At 67.2% G+C, this 19390-nt stretch carries 15 protein-coding genes; 10 read left to right on the forward strand and 5 right to left on the reverse strand.

Going from position 1 to position 19390, the window contains the following annotated elements; translation table 11 throughout:
• Positions 1 to 3 precede the first annotated feature (3 nt).
• The 4 genes from ACZ9YD_RS08905 to ACZ9YD_RS08920 all read left to right on the forward strand — a co-directional run bounded on the left by ACZ9YD_RS08905 (position 4) and on the right by ACZ9YD_RS08920 (position 4134).
• Positions 4 to 786: a hypothetical protein gene (locus ACZ9YD_RS08905; RefSeq protein ID WP_465074806.1), complete on the forward strand. Its 783-nt coding sequence runs from the start codon at positions 4 to 6 to the stop codon at positions 784 to 786.
• Between the two features lie 116 nt (positions 787 to 902).
• A complete protein-coding gene (locus tag ACZ9YD_RS08910) occupies positions 903 to 2102 on the forward strand; it encodes an aminotransferase class I/II-fold pyridoxal phosphate-dependent enzyme (RefSeq protein WP_465074807.1) in 1200 nt (399 codons plus the stop codon).
• 67 nt (positions 2103 to 2169) lie between these two features.
• The gene (locus ACZ9YD_RS08915) at positions 2170 to 3156 is read left to right on the forward strand and encodes a malate dehydrogenase (RefSeq protein WP_465074808.1); all 987 of its coding nucleotides are present in this window, start codon (positions 2170 to 2172) and stop codon (positions 3154 to 3156) included.
• A 12-nt stretch (positions 3157 to 3168) separates the two neighbouring features.
• Positions 3169 to 4134 carry a glycosyltransferase gene (locus tag ACZ9YD_RS08920; RefSeq protein WP_465074809.1) on the forward strand — a complete coding sequence of 322 codons (966 nt, stop codon included), beginning with the start codon at positions 3169 to 3171 and terminating at the stop codon, positions 4132 to 4134.
• Here the strand turns inward: ACZ9YD_RS08920 and ACZ9YD_RS08925 are convergent.
• Positions 4064 to 5641: an ArnT family glycosyltransferase gene (locus tag ACZ9YD_RS08925; RefSeq protein WP_465074810.1), complete on the reverse strand. Its 1578-nt coding sequence runs from the start codon at positions 5639 to 5641 to the stop codon at positions 4064 to 4066. The genes ACZ9YD_RS08920 and ACZ9YD_RS08925 overlap by 71 nt on opposite strands.
• Between ACZ9YD_RS08925 and prpE the strand changes: the two genes are divergently transcribed.
• Positions 5640 to 7541, forward strand: a complete 1902-nt coding sequence (gene prpE / locus ACZ9YD_RS08930; protein WP_465074811.1) for a propionate--CoA ligase — start codon at positions 5640 to 5642, stop codon at positions 7539 to 7541. The two genes, ACZ9YD_RS08925 and prpE, sit on opposite strands and share 2 nt — an antisense overlap.
• Before the next feature lie 265 nt (positions 7542 to 7806).
• Here prpE and ACZ9YD_RS08935 read toward each other — a convergent pair whose 3' ends face one another.
• Complete coding sequence (locus tag ACZ9YD_RS08935; protein WP_465074812.1) at positions 7807 to 9024, reverse strand: citrate synthase family protein; 1218 nt, start codon at positions 9022 to 9024, stop codon at positions 7807 to 7809.
• Positions 9025 to 9128: 104 nt separating this feature from the next.
• Between ACZ9YD_RS08935 and prpB the strand changes: the two genes are divergently transcribed.
• From prpB to prpF, 5 genes are all read left to right on the forward strand, one after another.
• Positions 9129 to 10013 (forward strand): methylisocitrate lyase, encoded by an 885-nt coding sequence (gene prpB / locus ACZ9YD_RS08940; RefSeq protein ID WP_465074813.1) that lies wholly within the window; start codon positions 9129 to 9131, stop codon positions 10011 to 10013.
• A gap of 52 nt (positions 10014 to 10065) precedes the next feature.
• The gene (gene prpC, locus ACZ9YD_RS08945) at positions 10066 to 11226 is read left to right on the forward strand and encodes a bifunctional 2-methylcitrate synthase/citrate synthase (RefSeq protein WP_465074814.1); all 1161 of its coding nucleotides are present in this window, start codon (positions 10066 to 10068) and stop codon (positions 11224 to 11226) included.
• A 72-nt stretch (positions 11227 to 11298) separates the two neighbouring features.
• Positions 11299 to 13896, forward strand: coding sequence for a Fe/S-dependent 2-methylisocitrate dehydratase AcnD (gene acnD, locus ACZ9YD_RS08950; protein WP_465074815.1), 2598 nt, complete (start codon positions 11299 to 11301; stop codon positions 13894 to 13896).
• A gap of 10 nt (positions 13897 to 13906) precedes the next feature.
• Positions 13907 to 14485, forward strand: coding sequence for a 2'-5' RNA ligase family protein (locus ACZ9YD_RS08955; RefSeq protein WP_465074816.1), 579 nt, complete (start codon positions 13907 to 13909; stop codon positions 14483 to 14485).
• Between the two features lie 32 nt (positions 14486 to 14517).
• Complete coding sequence (prpF, locus tag ACZ9YD_RS08960; protein ID WP_465074817.1) at positions 14518 to 15714, forward strand: 2-methylaconitate cis-trans isomerase PrpF; 1197 nt, start codon at positions 14518 to 14520, stop codon at positions 15712 to 15714.
• Between the two features lie 90 nt (positions 15715 to 15804).
• Here the strand turns inward: prpF and ACZ9YD_RS08965 are convergent, their stop codons facing one another.
• From ACZ9YD_RS08965 to ACZ9YD_RS08975, 3 genes are all read right to left on the reverse strand, one after another.
• Positions 15805 to 16419: a glutathione S-transferase family protein gene (locus tag ACZ9YD_RS08965; RefSeq protein ID WP_465074818.1), complete on the reverse strand. Its 615-nt coding sequence runs from the start codon at positions 16417 to 16419 to the stop codon at positions 15805 to 15807.
• Positions 16420 to 16491: 72 nt separating this feature from the next.
• Complete coding sequence (locus tag ACZ9YD_RS08970; protein ID WP_232134491.1) at positions 16492 to 16971, reverse strand: cell wall hydrolase; 480 nt, start codon at positions 16969 to 16971, stop codon at positions 16492 to 16494.
• A gap of 373 nt (positions 16972 to 17344) precedes the next feature.
• Positions 17345 to 19390, reverse strand: a complete 2046-nt coding sequence (locus ACZ9YD_RS08975; protein ID WP_465074819.1) for an oxidoreductase — start codon at positions 19388 to 19390, stop codon at positions 17345 to 17347.

Here is a 19390-nt window from a genome sequence, read left to right on the forward strand (position 1 = left end):
GGAATGGCCTCGAGCAGCACATGGTGGTGCGGTCTGGTGTTGGCGCTGGGCGTCGGTGCGTTGTCCGGGTGCGGGCCTTCTTCGCCCGATTCCGACATCGACTCTGTGGGTCCTGATGTCGCGGATGCGCCGCAGGCGCAGGATCTCGAGCGCAGTCTCGAAGGCATCTGGAGCACCGGGGTTTCCGGCGGCGACGATGCCGAAACGATCTACGCCATCGAATGGCAGAGCGTCGGCGGCCTGCGGATCCTGCGCGACGGCAGCTGGCTCGCAGGCACGGTCGAGGATGTCGATGTCGACAACCAGACCCTGGCTTTTCACATCACCCGTGAGAACGGCCCCGACGAGACGGTGACCCTGCGCAAGGTGCAGGACGCGGCGTCCGGCGAGGGCGTCCACCTGCGCGTCACTTGGGCGCAGGGACAGACCGAGACGTTGGGCTTCGTGCGCCGGCTGACCGATCGCGACCGGCAGGAGATCGTGCTTGAAGTCCGTCAGAGCGCAGTGCTGCCCGAGGCTGTCGCGTGTGGCGGCGATGCACCGACCGGCAGCCTGCGGGCGACGCTGGCCTGCAGCCAGAGCGAGTTCGCGGAACTCGATCGCGGCCTGCGCACGCAGTTGGTCGAACTGTCGGCGCGGTATCCCGACGGCGATCGCACCGCGGCCGCGGTCGTCCAGCAGCTCGATGCCTGCAAAACACCCGAGTGCCTGCGCGACGCCTACGCGCAATGGCAGACCTATTTCGACGAGAACTACGACCTCGGCGACGTGCTCGATTACCTCTGAAGCCGCGCCTCGCCGCGCGTCGCGCGGGCAGTCGCCACAGGGCTGCGTGGTACCATCTGCCGCCGAAAATCAGCGCTTCCGCCGCATTCCCGACGCTCCACGAAGAGATTTCTCCGATGCCCCAGCTCGCCGCGCGGACCGCTCGCGCCAAGCCCAGCGCCATCATGCAGGTCGCCGAGATGGCGAAGCGCCTGAAGGCCGAAGGCCGGGACATCATCAGCTTCTCGATCGGCGTGCCGAACTTCCTGCCCGGCCCGCACGTGTATGCGGCGGCGCGCGAGGCGCTCGACCACGACAGCGGGCAGTACGGCAGCAACCGCGGCAGCGATGCGCTGCTCGACGCGTTCATCGGCCATCTCGATCGCATCGGCCTGCCGGGCTACACCCGCGCGCACTGCGCCAGCGGCATCGGCGCCAAGCACATCCTCTACACGCTGGCCGAAGTGCTGCTCGACGAAGGCGACGGCTTCGCGTTCGCCACGCCGTACTGGACGACGTATCTGGACATCGCCGAGATCGTCGGCGCCGACATCCAGCTGCTGCCGTGCCCGCCCGAACAGGACTACAAGCTGACCCCGGCGCAGCTCGATGCCGCGCTGGCGCGCAAGCCCAAGGTCTTCCTGTTCAACAACCCGTCGAACCCGACCGGCATGGTCTACACGCGCGACGAGATCGCCGCGCTGGCCGACGTACTGGTGCGCCATCCCGACACGTGGATCGTCACCGACGACATCTACAACCGGATGGTCTTCGACGGCATCGGCTACCACAACGTCGTGCAGGCGCGGCCCGAACTGCGCGAGCGCACCATCTTCGTCGACTCGCTGTCCAAGACCTACGGCATGCCGGGCTGGCGCGTCGGCCTGCTGGCCGGTCCCGAGAACGTCGCAAAAGCGTTCGCGACGATGAACTCCAATCACATCACCAACGTGCCGGAAGTCGTGACCGCGGCCGCGGTCGCCGCGTTGTCCGGCCCGCAGGACGTGCCGACGGCGAAGTGCGCCGAATTCCAGGCGCGCCGCGACGTGGTGATGGCGGCGCTGGCGGAGATTCCGGGCGTGGTCTGCCCGAAGCCTGCCGGTGCGTTCTACGTGTTTCCCGACATCAGCGTCGCGTTCGGCAAATCGCATGGCGACCTGCGCATCGGCAATGACGTCGACCTGTGCAATGCGCTGCTCGAAACCAAGGGCGTGGCCTGCGTGCCAGGCTCGGCGTTCGGCGAGCCGCGCGCATTGCGCATCAGCTACACCTGTCCCGAAGCGCAACTCGCGCCCGGGCTGGCCCGCATCCGCGAATTCTTCGCGGAGCTGACCTGACCGGCCGGCCCCGCCGACCGGATGCTTCCCACCCACGTGACCGTTTGAACGAACGAGAGGAATGACGATGAAGAAGCCCGTCCGTGTTGCCGTGACCGGCGCTGCCGGCCAGATCGGCTATGCGCTGCTGTTCCGGATCGCCTCCGGCGAAATGCTGGGCAAGGACCAGCCGGTGATCCTGCAGCTGCTCGAACTGCCGATCGACAAGGCACAGGCCGCGCTGAAGGGCGTGATCATGGAACTCGAGGATTGCGCGTTCCCGCTGCTGGCCGATGTCGTGGGCACCGACGATCCGGACGTCGCGTTCAAGGACGCCGACATCGCCCTGCTGGTCGGCGCGCGTCCGCGCGGCCCGGGCATGGAGCGCAAGGATCTGCTGCTCGAGAACGCCAAGATCTTCACCGCGCAGGGCGCGGCGCTGAACAAGGTCGCCTCGCGTGACGTCAAGGTGCTGGTGGTCGGCAACCCGGCCAACACCAATGCCTACATCGCCATGAAGTCGGCGCCGGATCTCAACCCGCGCAACTTCACCGCGATGCTGCGCCTCGACCACAACCGCGCGCTGAGCCAGCTGGCGACCAAGGCCGAGTTGGCCGTGGGCGACATCGAAGGCCTGATCGTGTGGGGCAACCACAGCCCGACCATGTACCCGGACTACCGCTTCGCGACCGCGAACGGCCAGAACCTGAAGGACAAGGTCAACGACGCCGACTGGAACGCCAACACCTTCATCCCGCAGGTCGGCAAGCGCGGCGCGGCGATCATCGAAGCGCGTGGCCTGTCCTCGGCCGCATCGGCCGCCAACGCCGCGATCGACCACATCCATGACTGGGTGCTGGGCAGCAACGGCAAGTGGGTGACGATGGGCGTGCCCTCCGACGGCAGCTACGGCATTCCCGAAGGCGTGATCTTCGGCTTCGCGGTGACCACCGAGAACGGCGAGTACACGCTGGTCAAGGACATCGAAGTCGACGACTTCAGCCAGAAGGCCATCGACAAGACCCTGGCCGAGCTCGAGGAAGAGCGCAGCGGCGTGGCGCATCTGCTGGGCTGATCGGCGCGTCTCTTGGAATTCCGCAGCGGAACGGCGCCCCGGATCGCCGTCCTCGTGCCTTGTTACAACGAGGCATCGACGGTTGAAAAGGTGGTCGCCGATTTCACTGCGGCGATTCCGGGCGCGCGCGTCCATGTGTTCGACAACGGATCCGCGGATGGCACGCGCGCGCTCGCGGAGCGAGCCGGCGCGCTGACCCGCTCCGTGACGCTTCGGGGCAAGGGCAACGTTGTGCGCAGGATGTTCGCCGACATCGAGGCGGACATCTACGTGCTGGTCGACGGCGACGATACGTACTCGGCCGACGATGCCCTCCGCTTGGTTGCAGGTGTACGCGCAGGTCACGACATGGTCGTGGCCTTGCGTGAGGCCACTGGCGAAGCCGCCTACCGTGCAGGCCACGTTCTCGGCAATCGGATGCTCACCGGTTTTCTGTCGAAGCTTTTCGGTCGGCCGTGCCGCGACATCCTCTCCGGTTACCGGGCGTTTTCACGGCGTTTCGTCAAGAGCTTCCCGGCGCATGCCGCGGGGTTCGAGACCGAGACCGAACTCACGGTCCACGCGCTCGCGTTGCAGATGCAGGTGCTCGAGGTGCCGACGCCCTACAAAGAGCGCCCGGTGGGGTCGACCAGCAAGCTCAACACCTGGCGTGACGGGTTCCGCATTCTCCGCACGATGTTGACGTTGTTCGCGACGCAACGCCCCATCCCGTTCTATGGCGCGATCGGCGGCGGCCTGCTCGCCGTGGCGGTCATGCTGTCCGGACCTCTCCTGGTGACCTATCTGGAGACGGGGCTGGTGCCACGGCTGCCGACCGCGGTCCTGGTGGCGGCGCTGCTGGTGATCTCCGCGCTGTCGACCGTCATCGGCATCGTGCTCGATTCGGTCGCACGCGCGCGCCTCGAACTCAAGCGCTTGGCCTACCTGCAGATTCCGGGGCCTGCGCTGTCGGGCGAGCGCGGATCAGTAGACTGCTGAGCACGGCGAGGTTCGCGAACACGAACCACGAGAACGGATGCAGGTAGCGGAACGACACGATGTGCGCGAACAGGACGTGGTTCGCGACCAGCCCGAGCGACGCGAGTGCCAGCAGCAGGTAGAACACGCGCTGGGGACGCCGCCAGCCGACAGCCGCAGTCAGCAGGCCCAACGGCGCGAGGGCAAACAGGCAGAACGTGAGCCAGGGCGTCGAGGCCGCAAAAAAACGACGCGCGGGCGTCTCACGTTTGTCGATGCCGGTCGGATCCCAGCCGGTCCAGGTCTTGATCAACTCGATGTCGTGGGCCGCCGGCGCAATGACCCCCTTGTCGTCCAGCATCCGCCAGTACACCCGCTTCTCTTCGAAATAGCCGCCCATCGTGTCGAGATTCATCGCCACGAGGCCCAACGGATCGTCGAGCATTGCGCGCCGGGTGATCGTGCGGGCGACCGCCTCCGGATCATCGCTGTGCTTCTGCAGCGCGGGCCACAGACCGTCGGCTTCCCAGATGTGATGGCCCCGCTGCCAATGATCCTGCAGGGGGCGCTTCACCTCTTCCAGGATCTCGCCGGAGACGCCGGTCCCCTCGAAGTGTTCCGGCCGGATCAGTGGCGCCACGAGGCCGATGCGCATCATGCCGGTGTAGGCCAGGTAGCCCGGGGGATAGTGCGTCGCCAGGCCATAGGCGTGTACGTAGGCGGTATGCGTGCCGACCAGCATGACCAGCGCGAGCAGAAGATGCGCGATGCGTTGCCGGCCCCGGATGCGGGGTCCGCGCGTGCCGAGCCACAGATAGAGCACGGGCGCCACGACCGCCAGACCGATCGCGACAGGAAGAAAGCTCGTGCGGAAAGCCGTCGCGGCCAGGCCGCCCAGGCAGGCCAGCAGATACCAGCCGAGTCGTCCGGTGGCGAGGTAGCGGGCGAACACCAGCACGGTCGTTACGAACGCGAGCAGCCCCAGCGTTTCCGCCATCACCATGCGCTCCATGAAGATCTGTGCGGGCTCGGTCGCGAGCAGCCACGCGGGCACCGCGGCCACCCAGTAACGCAGGCCGAGCGCGTAGCGCAGGAACACGTAAAGGGCCAAGCAGATCAGGACCGACCACACCGCCTGCACCACGATGATCGATACAGGCGGTCCGAATGGCAGCGCGACGAAGTGCAACACCCATCCATACAGGAACGAGCGACCGCCGCTTCCGGTCAGCAGCGCTGCGGATTGCAGGTAGACCATGGAGTCGCCCATGTAGACCCGGAGCGTGGGATCCGCGACCAGCCAGATCGCCTTGATCAGCAGGGCGACGGCGGCGACACCCGCGAGTTGGCGGGGATGAAAGGTGCTCAGGTTGGATCGGGATGCGGATGTCATGGGGCAATCGGCGTGTCTGGTCGAAGAATTGTAGGCGACCGCGCCAGCGGGGTCGGCGCCTCGACGAAGGTCTGAGAGGCTGCGTCCATTCCGGGGGGTATGCTCGAATGCTCCGGCATGCTGGACGATCGACATGGGCTACGAGGAATTCCACCGCCGCTCCATCGAGGATCCCGAAGGGTTCTGGGGCGAGCAGGCGCAGGCAATCCACTGGCACAAGGCGCCGGATCGGATCCTCGACTATTCGAATCCGCCATTCCGCAAGTGGTTCGTCGGCGGCGAAACCAATCTGTGTTTCAACGCCGTCGACCGGCATCTCGAGGCGCGTGGCGACCAGCTCGCCCTCGTTGCGATCTCGACCGAGACCCACGAGACGCGCGAGATCACGTACGCGCAGCTGTATCGCGAGGTCAACGATTTCGCCGCGGTGCTGGTCGCGCTCGGCGTCGGCTGCGGCGATCGCGTGGTCATCTACATGCCCAACATGGTCGAGGCCGCGTTCGCGATGCTGGCCTGTGCGCGGATCGGCGCCGTGCACTCGGTGGTCTTCGGCGGGTTCGCCGCGCACAACCTCGCGCTGCGCATCGACGATGCCGCGCCCAAGCTGCTGATCGCTGCCGATGCCGGCAGCCGCGGTGGCAAGACGATTCCCTACAAGCCCCTGATCGATGCCGCATGCGCGGAGACGACGTCCCCGCCGCCGCACGTGCTGATCGTCGATCGCGGACTTGATCCCGGCTACACGCGTGTCGAAGGACGCGACGTCGATTACGCGACGATCCGCGCGCAGCACGCTGGCACCGACGTGCCGGTGGCCTGGCTGGAATCCAACGAACCCAGCTATCTGCTCTACACATCCGGCACCACCGGCAAGCCCAAGGGCGTGCAGCGCGATGTGGGCGGGTATGCGGTGGCGATGGCGCTGTCGATGTGGTCGATCTACGACATCCGCCCCGGGCAGGTGATGTTCACCACGTCCGACGTGGGCTGGGCGGTCGGCCATTCCTACAACGTCTACGGACCGCTGATCGCCGGTGCGACCGTGATCCTTTACGAGGGCCTGCCGATCAATCCGGATGGCGGCATCTGGTGGAAGATCTGCGCCGACTACGGCGTGCGCACGATGTTCTCGTCGCCGACGGCGATCCGCGTACTGAAGAAACAGGATGCGAAATTCCTGACGCAGTACGACCTGTCGAAACTCGAATACCTGTTCCTGGCCGGCGAACCGCTCGACGAACCCACCGCGAGCTGGATCAGCGCAGGCCTCGGCGGCACTACCATCATCGACAACTACTGGCAAACCGAAACCGGCTGGCCAGTGCTGGCGCTGATGCCGGGTGTCGAGATGAAACCCGTCAAGTTCGGCTCGCCTGGCCTGCCCACGCCGGGCTACGACCTGCGCGTGATCGATGAAGCCACCGGCGAGCGGGTGCCACCCGGCACCAAGGGCGTGCTGGTGATCCAGCCGCCGCTGCCGCCCGGTTGCATGACCACGGTCTGGAAGGACGACGCGCGCTTCCTGTCGAGCTACTTCTCGCACTTCGAGGAACTGCTCTACAGCTCGCTGGACTGGGCGATCCAGGACGAGGACGGCTACACCTTCATCCTCGGCCGCACCGACGATGTCATCAATGTCGCCGGCCATCGCCTCGGCACACGCGAGATCGAGGAAGCGGTGTCCAGCCATCCGGCCGTCGCCGAGGCCGCGGTGATCGGCGTCGCTGACGAACTGAAAGGCCAGGTGCCGATCGTCTTCGTGACGCTCAAGCAGGCATCGGCGGATGCGGACGCGCAGCACGCGACCGCTGGCGAAATGATGCGCACCGTCGCGGATCAACTCGGCGCCGTCGCGCGTCCGGCGCGGGTCTACGTGGTCAACGCCTTGCCGAAAACGCGTTCGGGCAAGCTGCTGCGGCGTTCGTTACAGGCGCTGGCGGAATCGCGTGATCCCGGTGATCTGTCGACGCTCGACGACCCGAATGCGCTGGAGGAAGTGCGCCGCGTGCTGGCGCGGGGCGCGGACGCGGGCTGATTCCTGCGGCACGTGCGGGGTGGGTTCGTGGGCGCACGTCTGTTCGGAGCACGCGATCGGTTTCAACGGGAATGCCCATCGCGCGCAAGCGCGCTCCTACAGGTCCGGCGCAGCGGCGCCGCGACGTGTGTTCCTTGGCGCAGTCCGATAGTTCTCTGCTGCACTTGTAGGAGCGCGCTAGCGCGCGATGTGGCTGTCCCGGAAATGCGTCATCGCGCGCAAGCGCGCTCCTGCAAGGGCGCATCCGACACAACGAAACGCATCGCTATTCCGCCGGCGCGACGCCGCTGTAATGCGCGCGCGGCCGGATCAGCGTGCCGAGTTCCTGTTGCTCCAGCGCATGCGCCAGCCAGCCGGCAAGCCGGCCGGCGGCGAACATGCACAGCGCCGGCGTGGCCGGCAGGCCGTGCACGAAGCAGATCGCCGCGAGCATGCCGTCGATGTTGGGATGGCGGCCGCTGGTCTCGGCCGCGGAGGTGAGCACCGCTTCGACCTGCTGCATGCGTGCATCGTCCGCATGACGCGCGCGCAGCATCGTCAGCACTTCGGCGGCGCGCGGATCGCCGTCGGGGTACAGCACGTGGTGGAAGCCGGGCAGGTCGTCGCCGCGTTGCCAGCGCTCGGCGACGAAGGCAGCGGGCGAGGGCGCATCGCAGGCCTCGCGGATCAGCGCGTGCGCACGCGCGGTCGCGCCGCCATGGCGGGGGCCCGACAAAGCGGCGAGTCCTGCGCAGACGGTCGCATGCAGATGTGCGCCGGTCGACGCGACCACGCGCGCGGCAAAGGCCGATACGTTGAGTTCGTGGTCCGCGCACAACACCAGCGCCGCGCGCACGAGCTCGGCGAATGCCGCATCGCCGGGGCGCCAGGCATCGGCGAGCAGGATGTGCACCGGACGCGCGTCCGGCGAGCCTGCGACCAGTAGCGCCGCGTTCTGGCGCAGCAATGTCGCGGCGACGCCGCGCTTGGCCGCGGGCGCGGCGCTCAGCGAATGCCGCAGGTCCGGGGCGAGCAGCGGGATCGCCGCCATCGCGCGCTCGATCGGCGGCAGGCTGGCATCGCCCGCGATTGCCGCGACGCGCGCGGGCCAGTCGCCGGTCTCGGCGTCGAAGGGATCGGCATCGCCGCAATCCCACAGCAGACGCGCGGTGTCTTCGAGCGTGGCGCCGCTGCGGACCATCGCGACCGCCGAACGCCCGCGGTAATACGGACTGTCGGGGCGGATCAGCGAGATGCGCGTTTCCATCACTGGCAGGCCGCGGTCGAGGCTCTGCGCCGCACCGCGGGCCGCGCCACGGCCGGCGCGCTTGCGCTGAGTCAGGCGCTCTACGTCCTGGCGCAGGTACACGCGGCTGCGATGGTCGGCGCCGGGGCGCGACTCCAGCAGGCCCCGGCTGACATAGGCGTAGAGCGTCGCGGTGCTGATGCCGAGCGCGGCGCAGGCCTGCGCCGCGGACATCAGGTCGCCATCGTTCGCATTCACAGTGAATTCCGATGTATTGATTGATTCGATCAAGATTGATCAACCAGTCGGATGGTGCCAGATTGCACGGCATCGCGGTACACCGCAGTCCCGGAGTCGACCCCATGTCCACCGTTTCCGCAGGCGCACGGTTCCGCGCCGCCCTGATCGCCGAATCGCCGCTGCAGGTGATCGGCGCGATCAACGCCAACCACGCGCTGCTGGCCAAGCGCGCCGGCTTCCAGGCGATCTATCTGTCGGGCGGCGGCGTGGCCGCGGGCTCCCTGGGTCTGCCGGACCTGGGCATCAACACGCTCGAAGACGTGCTGATCGACGTGCGCCGCATCACCGACGTCTGCGATCTGCCGCTGCTGGTCGACATCGACACCGGCTTCGGCGCGAGCGCGTTCAACATCGAGCGCACCGTGAAGTCGCTGATCAAGGCGGGCGCGGCGGCGTGCCATATCGAGGACCAGGTCGGCGCCAAGCGCTGCGGCCATCGGCCGGGCAAGGAGATCGTGTCGCAGGGCGAGATGGTCGACCGGGTCAAGGCTGCGGCTGACGCGAAGACCGATCCCGACTTCTTCCTGATCGCGCGCACCGATGCGATCCAGGTCGACGGTGTGGACGCTGCGATCGAACGCGCCGTCGCCTGCGTCGACGCCGGCGCCGACGGCATCTTCGCCGAGGCCGCCTATGACCTCGACACCTATCGCCGCTTCGTCGATGCGGTCAAGGTGCCGGTGCTGGCCAACATCACCGAGTTCGGCGCCACGCCGCTGTTCACGCGCGACGAACTGGCGTCGGCTGGTGTCGCGATCCAGCTGTTCCCGCTGTCCGCATTCCGCGCGGCGAACAAGGCCGCCGAAGCGGTGTACACCGCAGTGCGCCGCGACGGTTCGCAGCAGGCCGTCGTCGAGACCATGCAGACCCGCGAGGAACTCTACGAGCGCATCGGCTATCACGCGTTCGAACAGCGCCTCGACGCGCTGTTCGCCTCCAAGAAATAAGCGACTTCCGATCATTCCATCCGTGCCTGCGGGCATCCAACGGAGATTCCAGATGAGCGACACCGCCACCACCGCCCCCGGTTTCAAGCCGAAGAAGTCCGTTGCACTGAGCGGCACGGCCGCCGGCAACACCGCGCTGTGCACCGTCGGCCGCAGCGGCAACGATCTGCACTACCGCGGCTACGACATTCTCGATCTCGCGCGCACCAGCGAATTCGAGGAAATCGCCTATCTGCTGGTGCACGGGAAGCTGCCGACCGAAGCGGAACTGCGCGGCTACAAAGCCAAGCTGAAATCCCTGCGCGGTATTCCGGCGGCGGTAAAGTCGGCGCTCGAGGAACTGCCGCCGTCGGCGCATCCGATGGACGTCATGCGCACCGGCGTGTCGGTGCTCGGCTGCGTGCAGCCGGAAAAGGACGACCACAACCATCCGGGCGCGCGCGACATTGCCGACAAGCTGATGGCGTCGCTCGGTTCGATGCTGCTGTACTGGTATCACTGGAGCCACAACGGCCGCGCAATCGACGTCGAGACCGATGACGATTCGATCGGCGGGCACTTCCTGCACCTGCTGCACGGCCACGAGCCGCGCGAGTCGTGGGTCAAGGCGATGCACACCTCGCTGATCCTGTACGCGGAGCACGAGTTCAACGCGTCGACCTTCGCCTGTCGCGTCATCGCCGGCACCGGCAGCGACATGCACAGCGCAATCACCGGCGGCATCGGCGCGCTGCGTGGCCCGAAGCACGGCGGCGCGAACGAAGTCGCGTTCGAAGTGCAGAAGCGCTACGACACGCCGGACGAAGCGGAAGCCGACATCAAGGCGCGCGTGGAGAAGAAGGAAGTGATCATCGGTTTCGGCCATCCGGTCTACACCGTCAGCGATCCGCGCAATGAAGTGATCAAGCAGGTCGCCAAAGAACTTTCGGACGAAGTGGGCAGTCGCAAGATGTACGACATCGCCGAGCGCCTGGAAACGGTGATGTGGGACATCAAGAAGATGTTCCCGAACCTCGACTGGTTCAGCGCGGTGAGCTACCACATGATGGGTGTGCCGACGGCGATGTTCACCCCGCTGTTCGTGATCGCCCGCACCGCCGGCTGGAGCGCGCACGTCATCGAGCAGCGCATCGACGGCAAGATCATCCGCCCCAGCGCGCACTACACCGGCCCCGAAGACCAGGCGTTCGTGCCGATCGCCGAACGCACGTAAGGCCGTCTGCATCGGTCCCCGCAAGCGCGGGGACCTCGCGTTTCCGCTCCTTCCGAATTGTTGAAGCCAGCCATGAACAGCCAGCACCGCAAACCCCTTCCCGGCACGCAGCTCGACTGGTTCGACGCGCGCGCGGCCGTCGAAGCCCTCGCGCCCGGCGCCTACGACCGCATGTCCTACACCGCACGTGTGCACGCCGAGAATCTGGTGCGACGCTGCGACCCCGCGCAGCTCGACGATGCGCTGCGGCAGTTGATCGAGCTGCGGCAGGACATCGACTTTCCGTGGTACCCGGCGCGCGTGGTCTGTCACGACATCCTGGGCCAGACCGCGCTGGTCGATCTCGCCGGTCTGCGCGATGCGATCGCCGACCAGGGCGGCGATCCGGCGAAGGTCAATCCGGTCGTGCCGGTGCAGCTGATCGTCGACCATTCGCTGGCGGTGGAATGCGGTGGCTACGATCCGGATGCGTTCGCGAAGAACCGGACGATCGAGGATCGCCGCAACGCCGACCGCTTCCACTTCATCGACTGGACCAAGCTCGCGTTCCACAACGTCGAGGTGATTCCGCCGGGCAACGGGATCATGCACCAGATCAATCTGGAGAAGATGTCGCCGGTGGTCTACGTGCAGGACGGCGTCGCGTTCCCGGATACCTGCGTCGGCACCGACAGTCACACGCCGCACGTCGATGCGCTGGGCGTGATCGCGGTCGGTGTCGGTGGACTCGAAGCCGAGAACGTCATGCTCGGCCGCGCGTGTTGGATGCGGACGCCGGAGATCGTCGGTGTCGAACTGGCAGGCCGTCCTGGCCCCGGCATCACCGCGACCGATGTCGTGCTGGCGCTGACCGAATTCCTGCGCAAGTCGAAGGTGGTCGGCGCGTATCTGGAATTCCGTGGACCCGGCGCGGCTGCGCTGTCGGTCGGCGACCGCGCGACGATCTCCAACATGGCGCCCGAGTACGGCGCCACCGCGGCGATGTTCTTCATCGACGACAACACGCTCGACTACCTGCGCCTGACCGGTCGCGAAGACACCCAGGTCGCGCTGGTCGAAACCTATGCGAAGGCCGCCGGACTGTGGGCCGATTCGCTGGTCAGCGCCGAGTACGTGCGCACGCTGCATTTCGACCTGTCGAGCGTGGTGCGCAACATGGCCGGCCCATCGAACCCGCACAAGCGTGTGGCGACCAGCGATCTCGCCGCGAGCGGCATCGCCGGCGCATGGGAGATGCCGACCGACGGCACGATGCCCGACGGCGCGGTGATCATCGCCGCGATCACTAGCTGCACCAACACCTCGAACCCACGCAACGTCATCGCCGCCGCGCTGCTGGCGCGCAACGCGAACGCACGCGGCCTCATGCGCAAGCCGTGGGTCAAGAGCTCGCTCGCGCCGGGCTCCAAGGCCGTGCAGCTGTATCTCGAGGAGAGCGGCCTGCTGCCGGATCTCGAGCAGCTCGGCTTCGGCATCGTCGCCTTCGCCTGCACCACCTGCAACGGCATGAGCGGCGCGCTGGACCCGGCGATCCAGCAGGAGATCATCGACCGCGATCTCTACGCGACCGCCGTGCTCAGCGGCAACCGCAATTTCGACGGCCGCATCCATCCCTACGCCAAGCAGGCCTTCCTCGCGTCGCCGCCGCTGGTCATCGCCTACGCGATCGCGGGCACCGTGCGCTTCGACATCGAGAAGGATGTGCTCGGCATCGACCACGATGGCAACGCGGTGACACTCAAGGATCTCTGGCCGTCGGATGAAGAGATTGACGCGGTGGTCAAGGCCAGCGTCAAGCCGGAACAGTTCCGCGCCGTCTACGGCCCGATGTTCAAGCTGCACGTGGATACCGGCGAGCGCGTCGCGCCGCTGTACGACTGGCGCGAGATGAGCACCTACATCCGCCGTCCGCCGTACTGGGAAGGTGCGCTGGCCGGCGCGCGCACGTTGACCGGCATGCGCCCGCTCGCGGTGCTCGGCGACAACATCACCACCGATCATCTGTCGCCGTCGAACGCGATCATGGCCGACAGCGCGGCCGGCGAATACCTCGCCAAGATGGGCGTGCCGGAAGACGACTTCAATTCCTACGCGACCCATCGCGGCGATCATCTGACCGCGCAGCGCGCCACGTTCGCCAATCCGAAGCTCGTCAACGAGATGGCGATCGTCGACGGCACGGTGCGCCAGGGCTCGCTGACGCGCATCGAGCCGGAAGGCCAGGTCGTGCGCATGTGGGAAGCGATCGAGACCTACATGGACCGCAAGCAGCCGCTGGTGATCATCGCCGGCGCCGACTACGGCCAGGGCAGCTCGCGTGACTGGGCGGCCAAGGGCGTGCGTCTGGCGGGCGTGGAGGCAATCGTCGCGGAAGGCTTCGAGCGCATCCACCGTACCAACCTGATCGGCATGGGCGTGCTGCCGCTGGAGTTCCAGCCCGGCGTGACCCGCCTGACGCTCGGCATCGACGGCACCGAAACCTTCGACGTCACTGGCGACCGCACCCCGCGCGCGATGCTCACGCTGGTGATCCACCGCCATGACGGCACGCAACTGTCGGTGCCGGTGATCTGCCGTCTCGATACCGCGGAAGAAGTCTCGATCTACGAAGCCGGTGGTGTGCTGCAGCGGTTTGCGCAGGATTTTCTGGAATCTTCGAAAGTCGACTGAGATCACTGCAATGTCTTCATCACCGCGGATTTTCTTCGCCATCCTGCCGCCCGAGCAATGGCGCGCGGAAGCGCTGCAGCGTTTGATCGAGCTCGGGCTGGAGAGTGCGCTAGGTGGAGAGATGTTCTCGCCAGAGAACTGGCACCAATCGCTTTCGGAGAGGATCTTCAATCCGACGGCGGAGCAATGCGAACGGCTGCAGCGTGTCGGCGCGAGCATCTCAGCGCACGCATGCACGCTGCAGTTCAACCGCATCGAAGGGCCGGATCTCGAGAGTGGCCATCAGCACTGCACGCTGCGCGCTTTTGGTGTGCCGAAAGCATTCAAGGCGCTGCACAAAGCGGTGAAGGCGGCGCTTGTGAAAGCTGAGTTCGCAGAGATCGCGACCGGTGTAACACCGCACATCACCTTGAGCTACAAAGCCAAGAGGTCCTTCGCGAACATCACGATCGAGCCTCCCATTCCGTGGGCTCTCAGCGAGTTGTGCCTCATCGTCGGCGGCGGAGATCCTTACCGTTATGAGGTGATTGGCCGCTGGCGATTGCTGCGCGAGCTGGACCCGCCAGTCGCGCAGGAAGAACTCTTCTAGTACCCCATCCGTTATCCACGCCGGAATCCGTCATGGCATTTGTCCCCCAACTCCGCATCCCCGCCACCTACATGCGCGGTGGCACCTCCAAAGGCGTGTTCTTCCGCCTAGAAAACCTGCCCGCTACCGCGCAGGTGCCCGGTTCCGCGCGCGACGCATTGCTGATGCGCGTGATCGGTTCGCCCGATCCCTACGCCAAGCACACCGACGGCATGGGCGGCGCGACCTCGTCGACCAGCAAGTGCGTGATCGTCGGGCCGGCGTCGGTGCCGGATCACGATGTCGACTATCTCTACGGACAGGTCTCGATCGATACCGCGTTCGTCGACTGGAGCGGCAACTGCGGCAACCTCAGCACCGCGGTCGGTCCGTTCGCGATCGCCAACGGCTTCATCGACGCTTCGCGGATTCCGCGCGACGGCACCGTCGCAGTGCGCGTGTGGCAGGCGAACATCGGCAAGACCATCATCGTGCACGTGCCGGTCGCCGACGGGCAGGTGCAGGAAACCGGCGATTTCGAACTCGACGGCGTGACGTTCCCGGCCGCGGAGATCGTGCTGGAGTTCGTCGATCCCGCCGATGAAGGCGAGGGTGAGGGCGGCGGTGCGATGTTCCCGACCGGCCATCTCGTCGACGATCTCGACGTGCCGGGCGTCGGTACCTTGCGCGTGACGCTGATCAATGCCGGCATTCCGACGATCTTCGTGGACGCCGCCTCGATCGGGTACACCGGCACCGAACTGCAGGACGCTATCAACGGCGATGCGAAAGCGCTCGCGATGTTCGAGACGATCCGCGCGCATGGCGCGGTGCGCATGGGCCTCATCCGCGATGTCTCCGAGGCGTCGAAGCGTCAGCACACGCCCAAGGTCGCGTTCGTCGCGCCGCCGCGTGATCACGTGGTGTCGAGCGGCAAGGCCATCGCGGCCGGCGATGTCGATCTGCTGGTGCGCGCGCTGTCGATGGGCAAGCTGCACCACGCGATGATGGGCACGGCCGCGGTCGCGATCGGCACGGCGGCGGCGATTCCCGGCACGCTGGTGAATCTGGCCGCGGGCGGCGGCGCGCGTACCTCGGTGCGCTTCGGGCATCCCTCGGGCACCCTGCGTGTCGGCGCGGAGGCGGTCGAGGTCGACGGACAGTGGACCGTGTCGAAGGCGACCATGTCGCGCTCGGCGCGCGTGCTGATGGACGGCGCGATCCGCGTGCCCGGCGATACGCTGGGCTGATTCCAGCGGCCTGGGCGGCGCGAGCGCGTCGAGGGCAGGCCTGCCAACCGGCGCGCCGCGCAGAGGCGACGCGCTGGTCGGACAGATCGATCAGATCAGGCCTTCGGCCGTCATCGCCGCACGAACGCCGTCGTCGGCGAGCATGCGAGCGTCGAACGCGTGCAGGTGATCGAGACCACCCAGATCGAGCTTCAGGCGCTTGGCCCATTGCAGGGTCACGAACAGGTAGGGATCGGCGATCGAACGCGTGCCGGTGAGGTAGTCGCGGCCTGCGAGCTGCGCGTCGATGCGCTCATACAGGCCGCGGATCTTCTGCATCGCGTGCTTGCGCGTGCGATCGATGGCGTCCGCGTCTTCCAGATATTTGGTGCTGCCGAACAGCGGATGGAACGACGGATGCAGATCGGCATTGAGCAACGCGAGCCAGCGGTTGACCTCGGCGCGGCCCTGCGGTGAACCGTCGCCACCGAGCTTCGCGTCGGGATGGCGGTCGGCCAGATAGTTGAGGATCGCGGCGTTCTGGGTCAGCACCCAGTCGCCTTCCACCAGCACCGGCACCGCGCCGGCGGGATTGAGTGCGAGGAACGCGGGTTCCTTCATCTGCGTCGCGTCGACGACGCGCGCTTCGAACGGGGCGCCGATCCACTGCAGCACGATGTGGTCGGCCAGCGAACAGGCGCCGGGTTTGGTATGGAGGATGCGCATGGCGGTCCCAGGGTTGGACGGGCCGCCATCATGCGCCGGGCGTCGCGGCCGGGGAAGCCGGGACGCCGGCGGTCAGCCGCGCTCGCTGTCGGTCGTCGGACGCGCCGGGCGCAGCGACTGCACGCGCAGGAAGGTGTGATCGCCGATCGTCGCCACCTGGTGCGCACTGCGCCAGGCCGGCGCGGCAATCGCGTGGGCCATGAAGTGGCTCGCGCCGGGCACCACCTGACGGCGTTGCTCGGGCGGCAGCGACCAGTTGCGCTCCGACTCCAGCGCCACGCTGACCGCGCGGGTCCATGCATTGGTGTTGGCGAGCTTGGTGTTCGGCGACAGGATCGTCGGCGCGAACTGCTTGCGCGCGGTGACCACTTCGCACATCGACTCACCCCACAGACCGCTCTCCTGGCGGCGCAGGGCCACCTCGGCGACGGCTTCCTGTCCACGGACGGACTGGTCGCGGGCTTCCAGATACACCGTCGTGCTCAGACAGAGCGAATCGGCGGCGGGGGGCGGCAGCACGGAGGCGAGCCACATCACCCATTCAAGTTTCATCAACGACTCCTTGCTGCGTTGCGCCGGGCCGCACGTCGTCTTCCTCCTCATCGGAAGAAACGCAGACGACTGCTGGAACCGGCATGGCGTATTGGGGAGGGCGGCGGACTCTGTGGTGCGCTTGATCGCCCGGGCACCGAAGTCCGCAGAAGGCGGGTCGGGCCGGTGTCCCGCCGAAGGGGGCGGAACGAAGAGACGGCACGGTAGCCCTGGTTTTTCGAATCACAGATGAATGCGGGGCACTGGCGCCGGGGCGAGATGTGTGGCTGGCCGGGCCGTTCGGCGGCCCCTATTCAGGTTTATCACGCTCGCATGGCGGCTCGTTCAGCGGGCAAGCCACCGCATCTGGAACCTGAACGGGCCGACGTTTTCTTCAGAGGTGCGCCGCGAGGCGGCTCGCCTGCGCGATCGCACGCTTGGCATCGAGTTCGGCGGCCACATCGGCGCCGCCGACCAGATGCACCACGGCGCCGTTCGCCTGCAAGGCTTCAAACAGCTCACGGCGCGGTTCCTGGCCGGCGCAGATCACCACGTGATCGACATCGAGTGTCTGCTCCGCGCCATCGACGCGGATGCGCAGGCCGGCATCGTCGACACCGAGGTACTCCACGCCGCCGAGCATCGTCACGCCCTTGGCCTTGAGCGTGCTGCGATGGATCCAGCCGGTGGTCTTGCCGAGTCGCGCACCCGGGCGACCGGGACTGCGCTGCAGCAGCCACAGCGTTCTTGCGGGCGGCGCGGGCGCGGCCGGCACCAGGCCGCCGGGTTGTTCGAAGCTCGGGTCGATGCCCCATTCGCGCATCCAGGTATCCGGGTCGAGACTGGGTGACTGCCCCGGGTGTTCGACCAGGAATTCGCCGACATCGAAACCGATGCCGCCGGCCCCGATGATCGCGACGCGCGCCCCGGGCACGACGCGGCCTTCGATGACATCCACATAGCCGACCACCTTGGGATGCGCGCTGCCCGGGAATTCCACGGCGCGCGGCACCACGCCGGTCGCCAGCACCACGGCATCGAATCCGCCGAGATCCGCGGCCGTGACGGGCGTCGACAGGCGCACGTCGACGCCGGTCTCGACCAGCCGTGTGCGGAAGTAGCGCAGCGTTTCGTCGAATTCTTCCTTGCCCGGAATACGCCGGGCGAGGTTGAACTGGCCGCCGACCTCGGCTGCGGCATCGAACAGCGTCACTGCATGCCCGCGTTGCGCGGCAACCGTCGCGCAGGCGAGGCCCGCCGGGCCCGCGCCGACCACGGCGATGCGCAACGGTGTCGCCGCCGGGAAATAGTTGAGTTCGGTTTCCGCGCATGCGCGCGGATTGACCAGGCAGCTCGCGGTGCGGTTCGCGAACACGTGGTCGAGGCAGGCCTGGTTGCAGGCGATGCAGGTATTGATGCGCTCGGGCGTGCCGGCGCGGGCCTTGGCGACCCACTGCGGATCGGCCAGCAGCGGCCGCGCCATCGACACCATGTCGGCGTCGCCTCGGCTGAGGATGCGTTCGGCGACCTCGGGCATGTTGATGCGGTTGGTCGCGACCAGCGGCAGCGTCACATGCGGGCGCAGCTTGGCGGTAACGCCGGCGAACGCGGCGCGCGGCACCGAGGTGGCGATCGTCGGCACGCGTGCCTCGTGCCAGCCGATGCCGGTGTTGATCAGCGTCGCGCCGGCTGCTTCGACGGCCCGTGCCTGCTGCACGATGTCGTCCCAGGCCGAGCCGTCCGGCACCAGTTCCAGCATCGATAGGCGGTAGACGATGATGAAATCGTCGCCCGCCGCCGCGCGCACCCGGCGCACGATCTCGGTCGCGAAGCGCATGCGCTGCGCGGTGTCGCCGCCCCAGGTGTCGTCGCGTGCATTGGTGCGACGACTGAGGAACTGGTTGATCAGATAGCCCTCGCTGCCCATCACTTCGACGCCGTCGTAGCCGGCCTCGCGGGCGAGCTTCGCGGCATGCGCGTAGGCGTCGATCGTGCGTTCGACGCCGCGCGCCGACAGCGCCCGCGGGGTGAACGGATTGATCGGCGCCTTGATCCGGCTCGGCGCGACCTGCAGCGGGTGATAGCCGTAGCGACCCGCATGCAGCAACTGCAGGCAGATCTTCGCGTCATGGCCGTGCACGGCGTCGGTCACCTGACGGTGCCGCCGCGTTTCCCAGCGCCACGACAGCTTGCCGCCGAAGGGTTTGAGCCAGCCGGCGATATCGGGCGAGAAGCCGCCGGTGACGATCAGGCCGACGCCGCCTTCGGCGCGCTCGGCGAAGTAGCGCGCGAGCTTGGGGAAATCCGCCGCGCGATCTTCGAGGCCGGTGTGCATCGAGCCCATCAGCACGCGGTTGCGCAAGGTGGTGAAGCCCAGATCGAGCGGCGCCAGCAGATGCGGATAGGAAGCGGCGACGGGCTGGCCGGAGGCTGGCGTCAT

It is taken from the genome of Luteimonas sp. AC640a, assembly GCF_979256585.1.

Excerpts from the sequence above, each read along its gene's own strand:
- ACZ9YD_RS08905 (WP_465074806.1), top strand. The coding sequence starts at position 4 with ATGGCCTCGAGCAGCACATGGTGGTGCGGTCTGGTGTTGGCGCTGGGC.
- ACZ9YD_RS08910 (WP_465074807.1), top strand. The coding sequence starts at position 903 with ATGCCCCAGCTCGCCGCGCGGACCGCTCGCGCCAAGCCCAGCGCCATC.
- ACZ9YD_RS08915 (WP_465074808.1), top strand. The coding sequence starts at position 2,170 with ATGAAGAAGCCCGTCCGTGTTGCCGTGACCGGCGCTGCCGGCCAGATC.
- prpE (WP_465074811.1), top strand. The coding sequence starts at position 5,640 with ATGGGCTACGAGGAATTCCACCGCCGCTCCATCGAGGATCCCGAAGGG.
- ACZ9YD_RS08925 (WP_465074810.1), bottom strand. The coding sequence starts at position 5,641 with ATGTCGATCGTCCAGCATGCCGGAGCATTCGAGCATACCCCCCGGAAT.
- prpB (WP_465074813.1), top strand. The coding sequence starts at position 9,129 with ATGTCCACCGTTTCCGCAGGCGCACGGTTCCGCGCCGCCCTGATCGCC.
- prpC (WP_465074814.1), top strand. The coding sequence starts at position 10,066 with ATGAGCGACACCGCCACCACCGCCCCCGGTTTCAAGCCGAAGAAGTCC.
- acnD (WP_465074815.1), top strand. The coding sequence starts at position 11,299 with ATGAACAGCCAGCACCGCAAACCCCTTCCCGGCACGCAGCTCGACTGG.
- ACZ9YD_RS08955 (WP_465074816.1), top strand. The coding sequence starts at position 13,907 with ATGTCTTCATCACCGCGGATTTTCTTCGCCATCCTGCCGCCCGAGCAA.
- prpF (WP_465074817.1), top strand. The coding sequence starts at position 14,518 with ATGGCATTTGTCCCCCAACTCCGCATCCCCGCCACCTACATGCGCGGT.
- ACZ9YD_RS08965 (WP_465074818.1), bottom strand. The coding sequence starts at position 16,419 with ATGCGCATCCTCCATACCAAACCCGGCGCCTGTTCGCTGGCCGACCAC.
- ACZ9YD_RS08970 (WP_232134491.1), bottom strand. The coding sequence starts at position 16,971 with ATGAAACTTGAATGGGTGATGTGGCTCGCCTCCGTGCTGCCGCCCCCC.
- ACZ9YD_RS08975 (WP_465074819.1), bottom strand. The coding sequence starts at position 19,390 with ATGACGCCAGCCTCCGGCCAGCCCGTCGCCGCTTCCTATCCGCATCTG.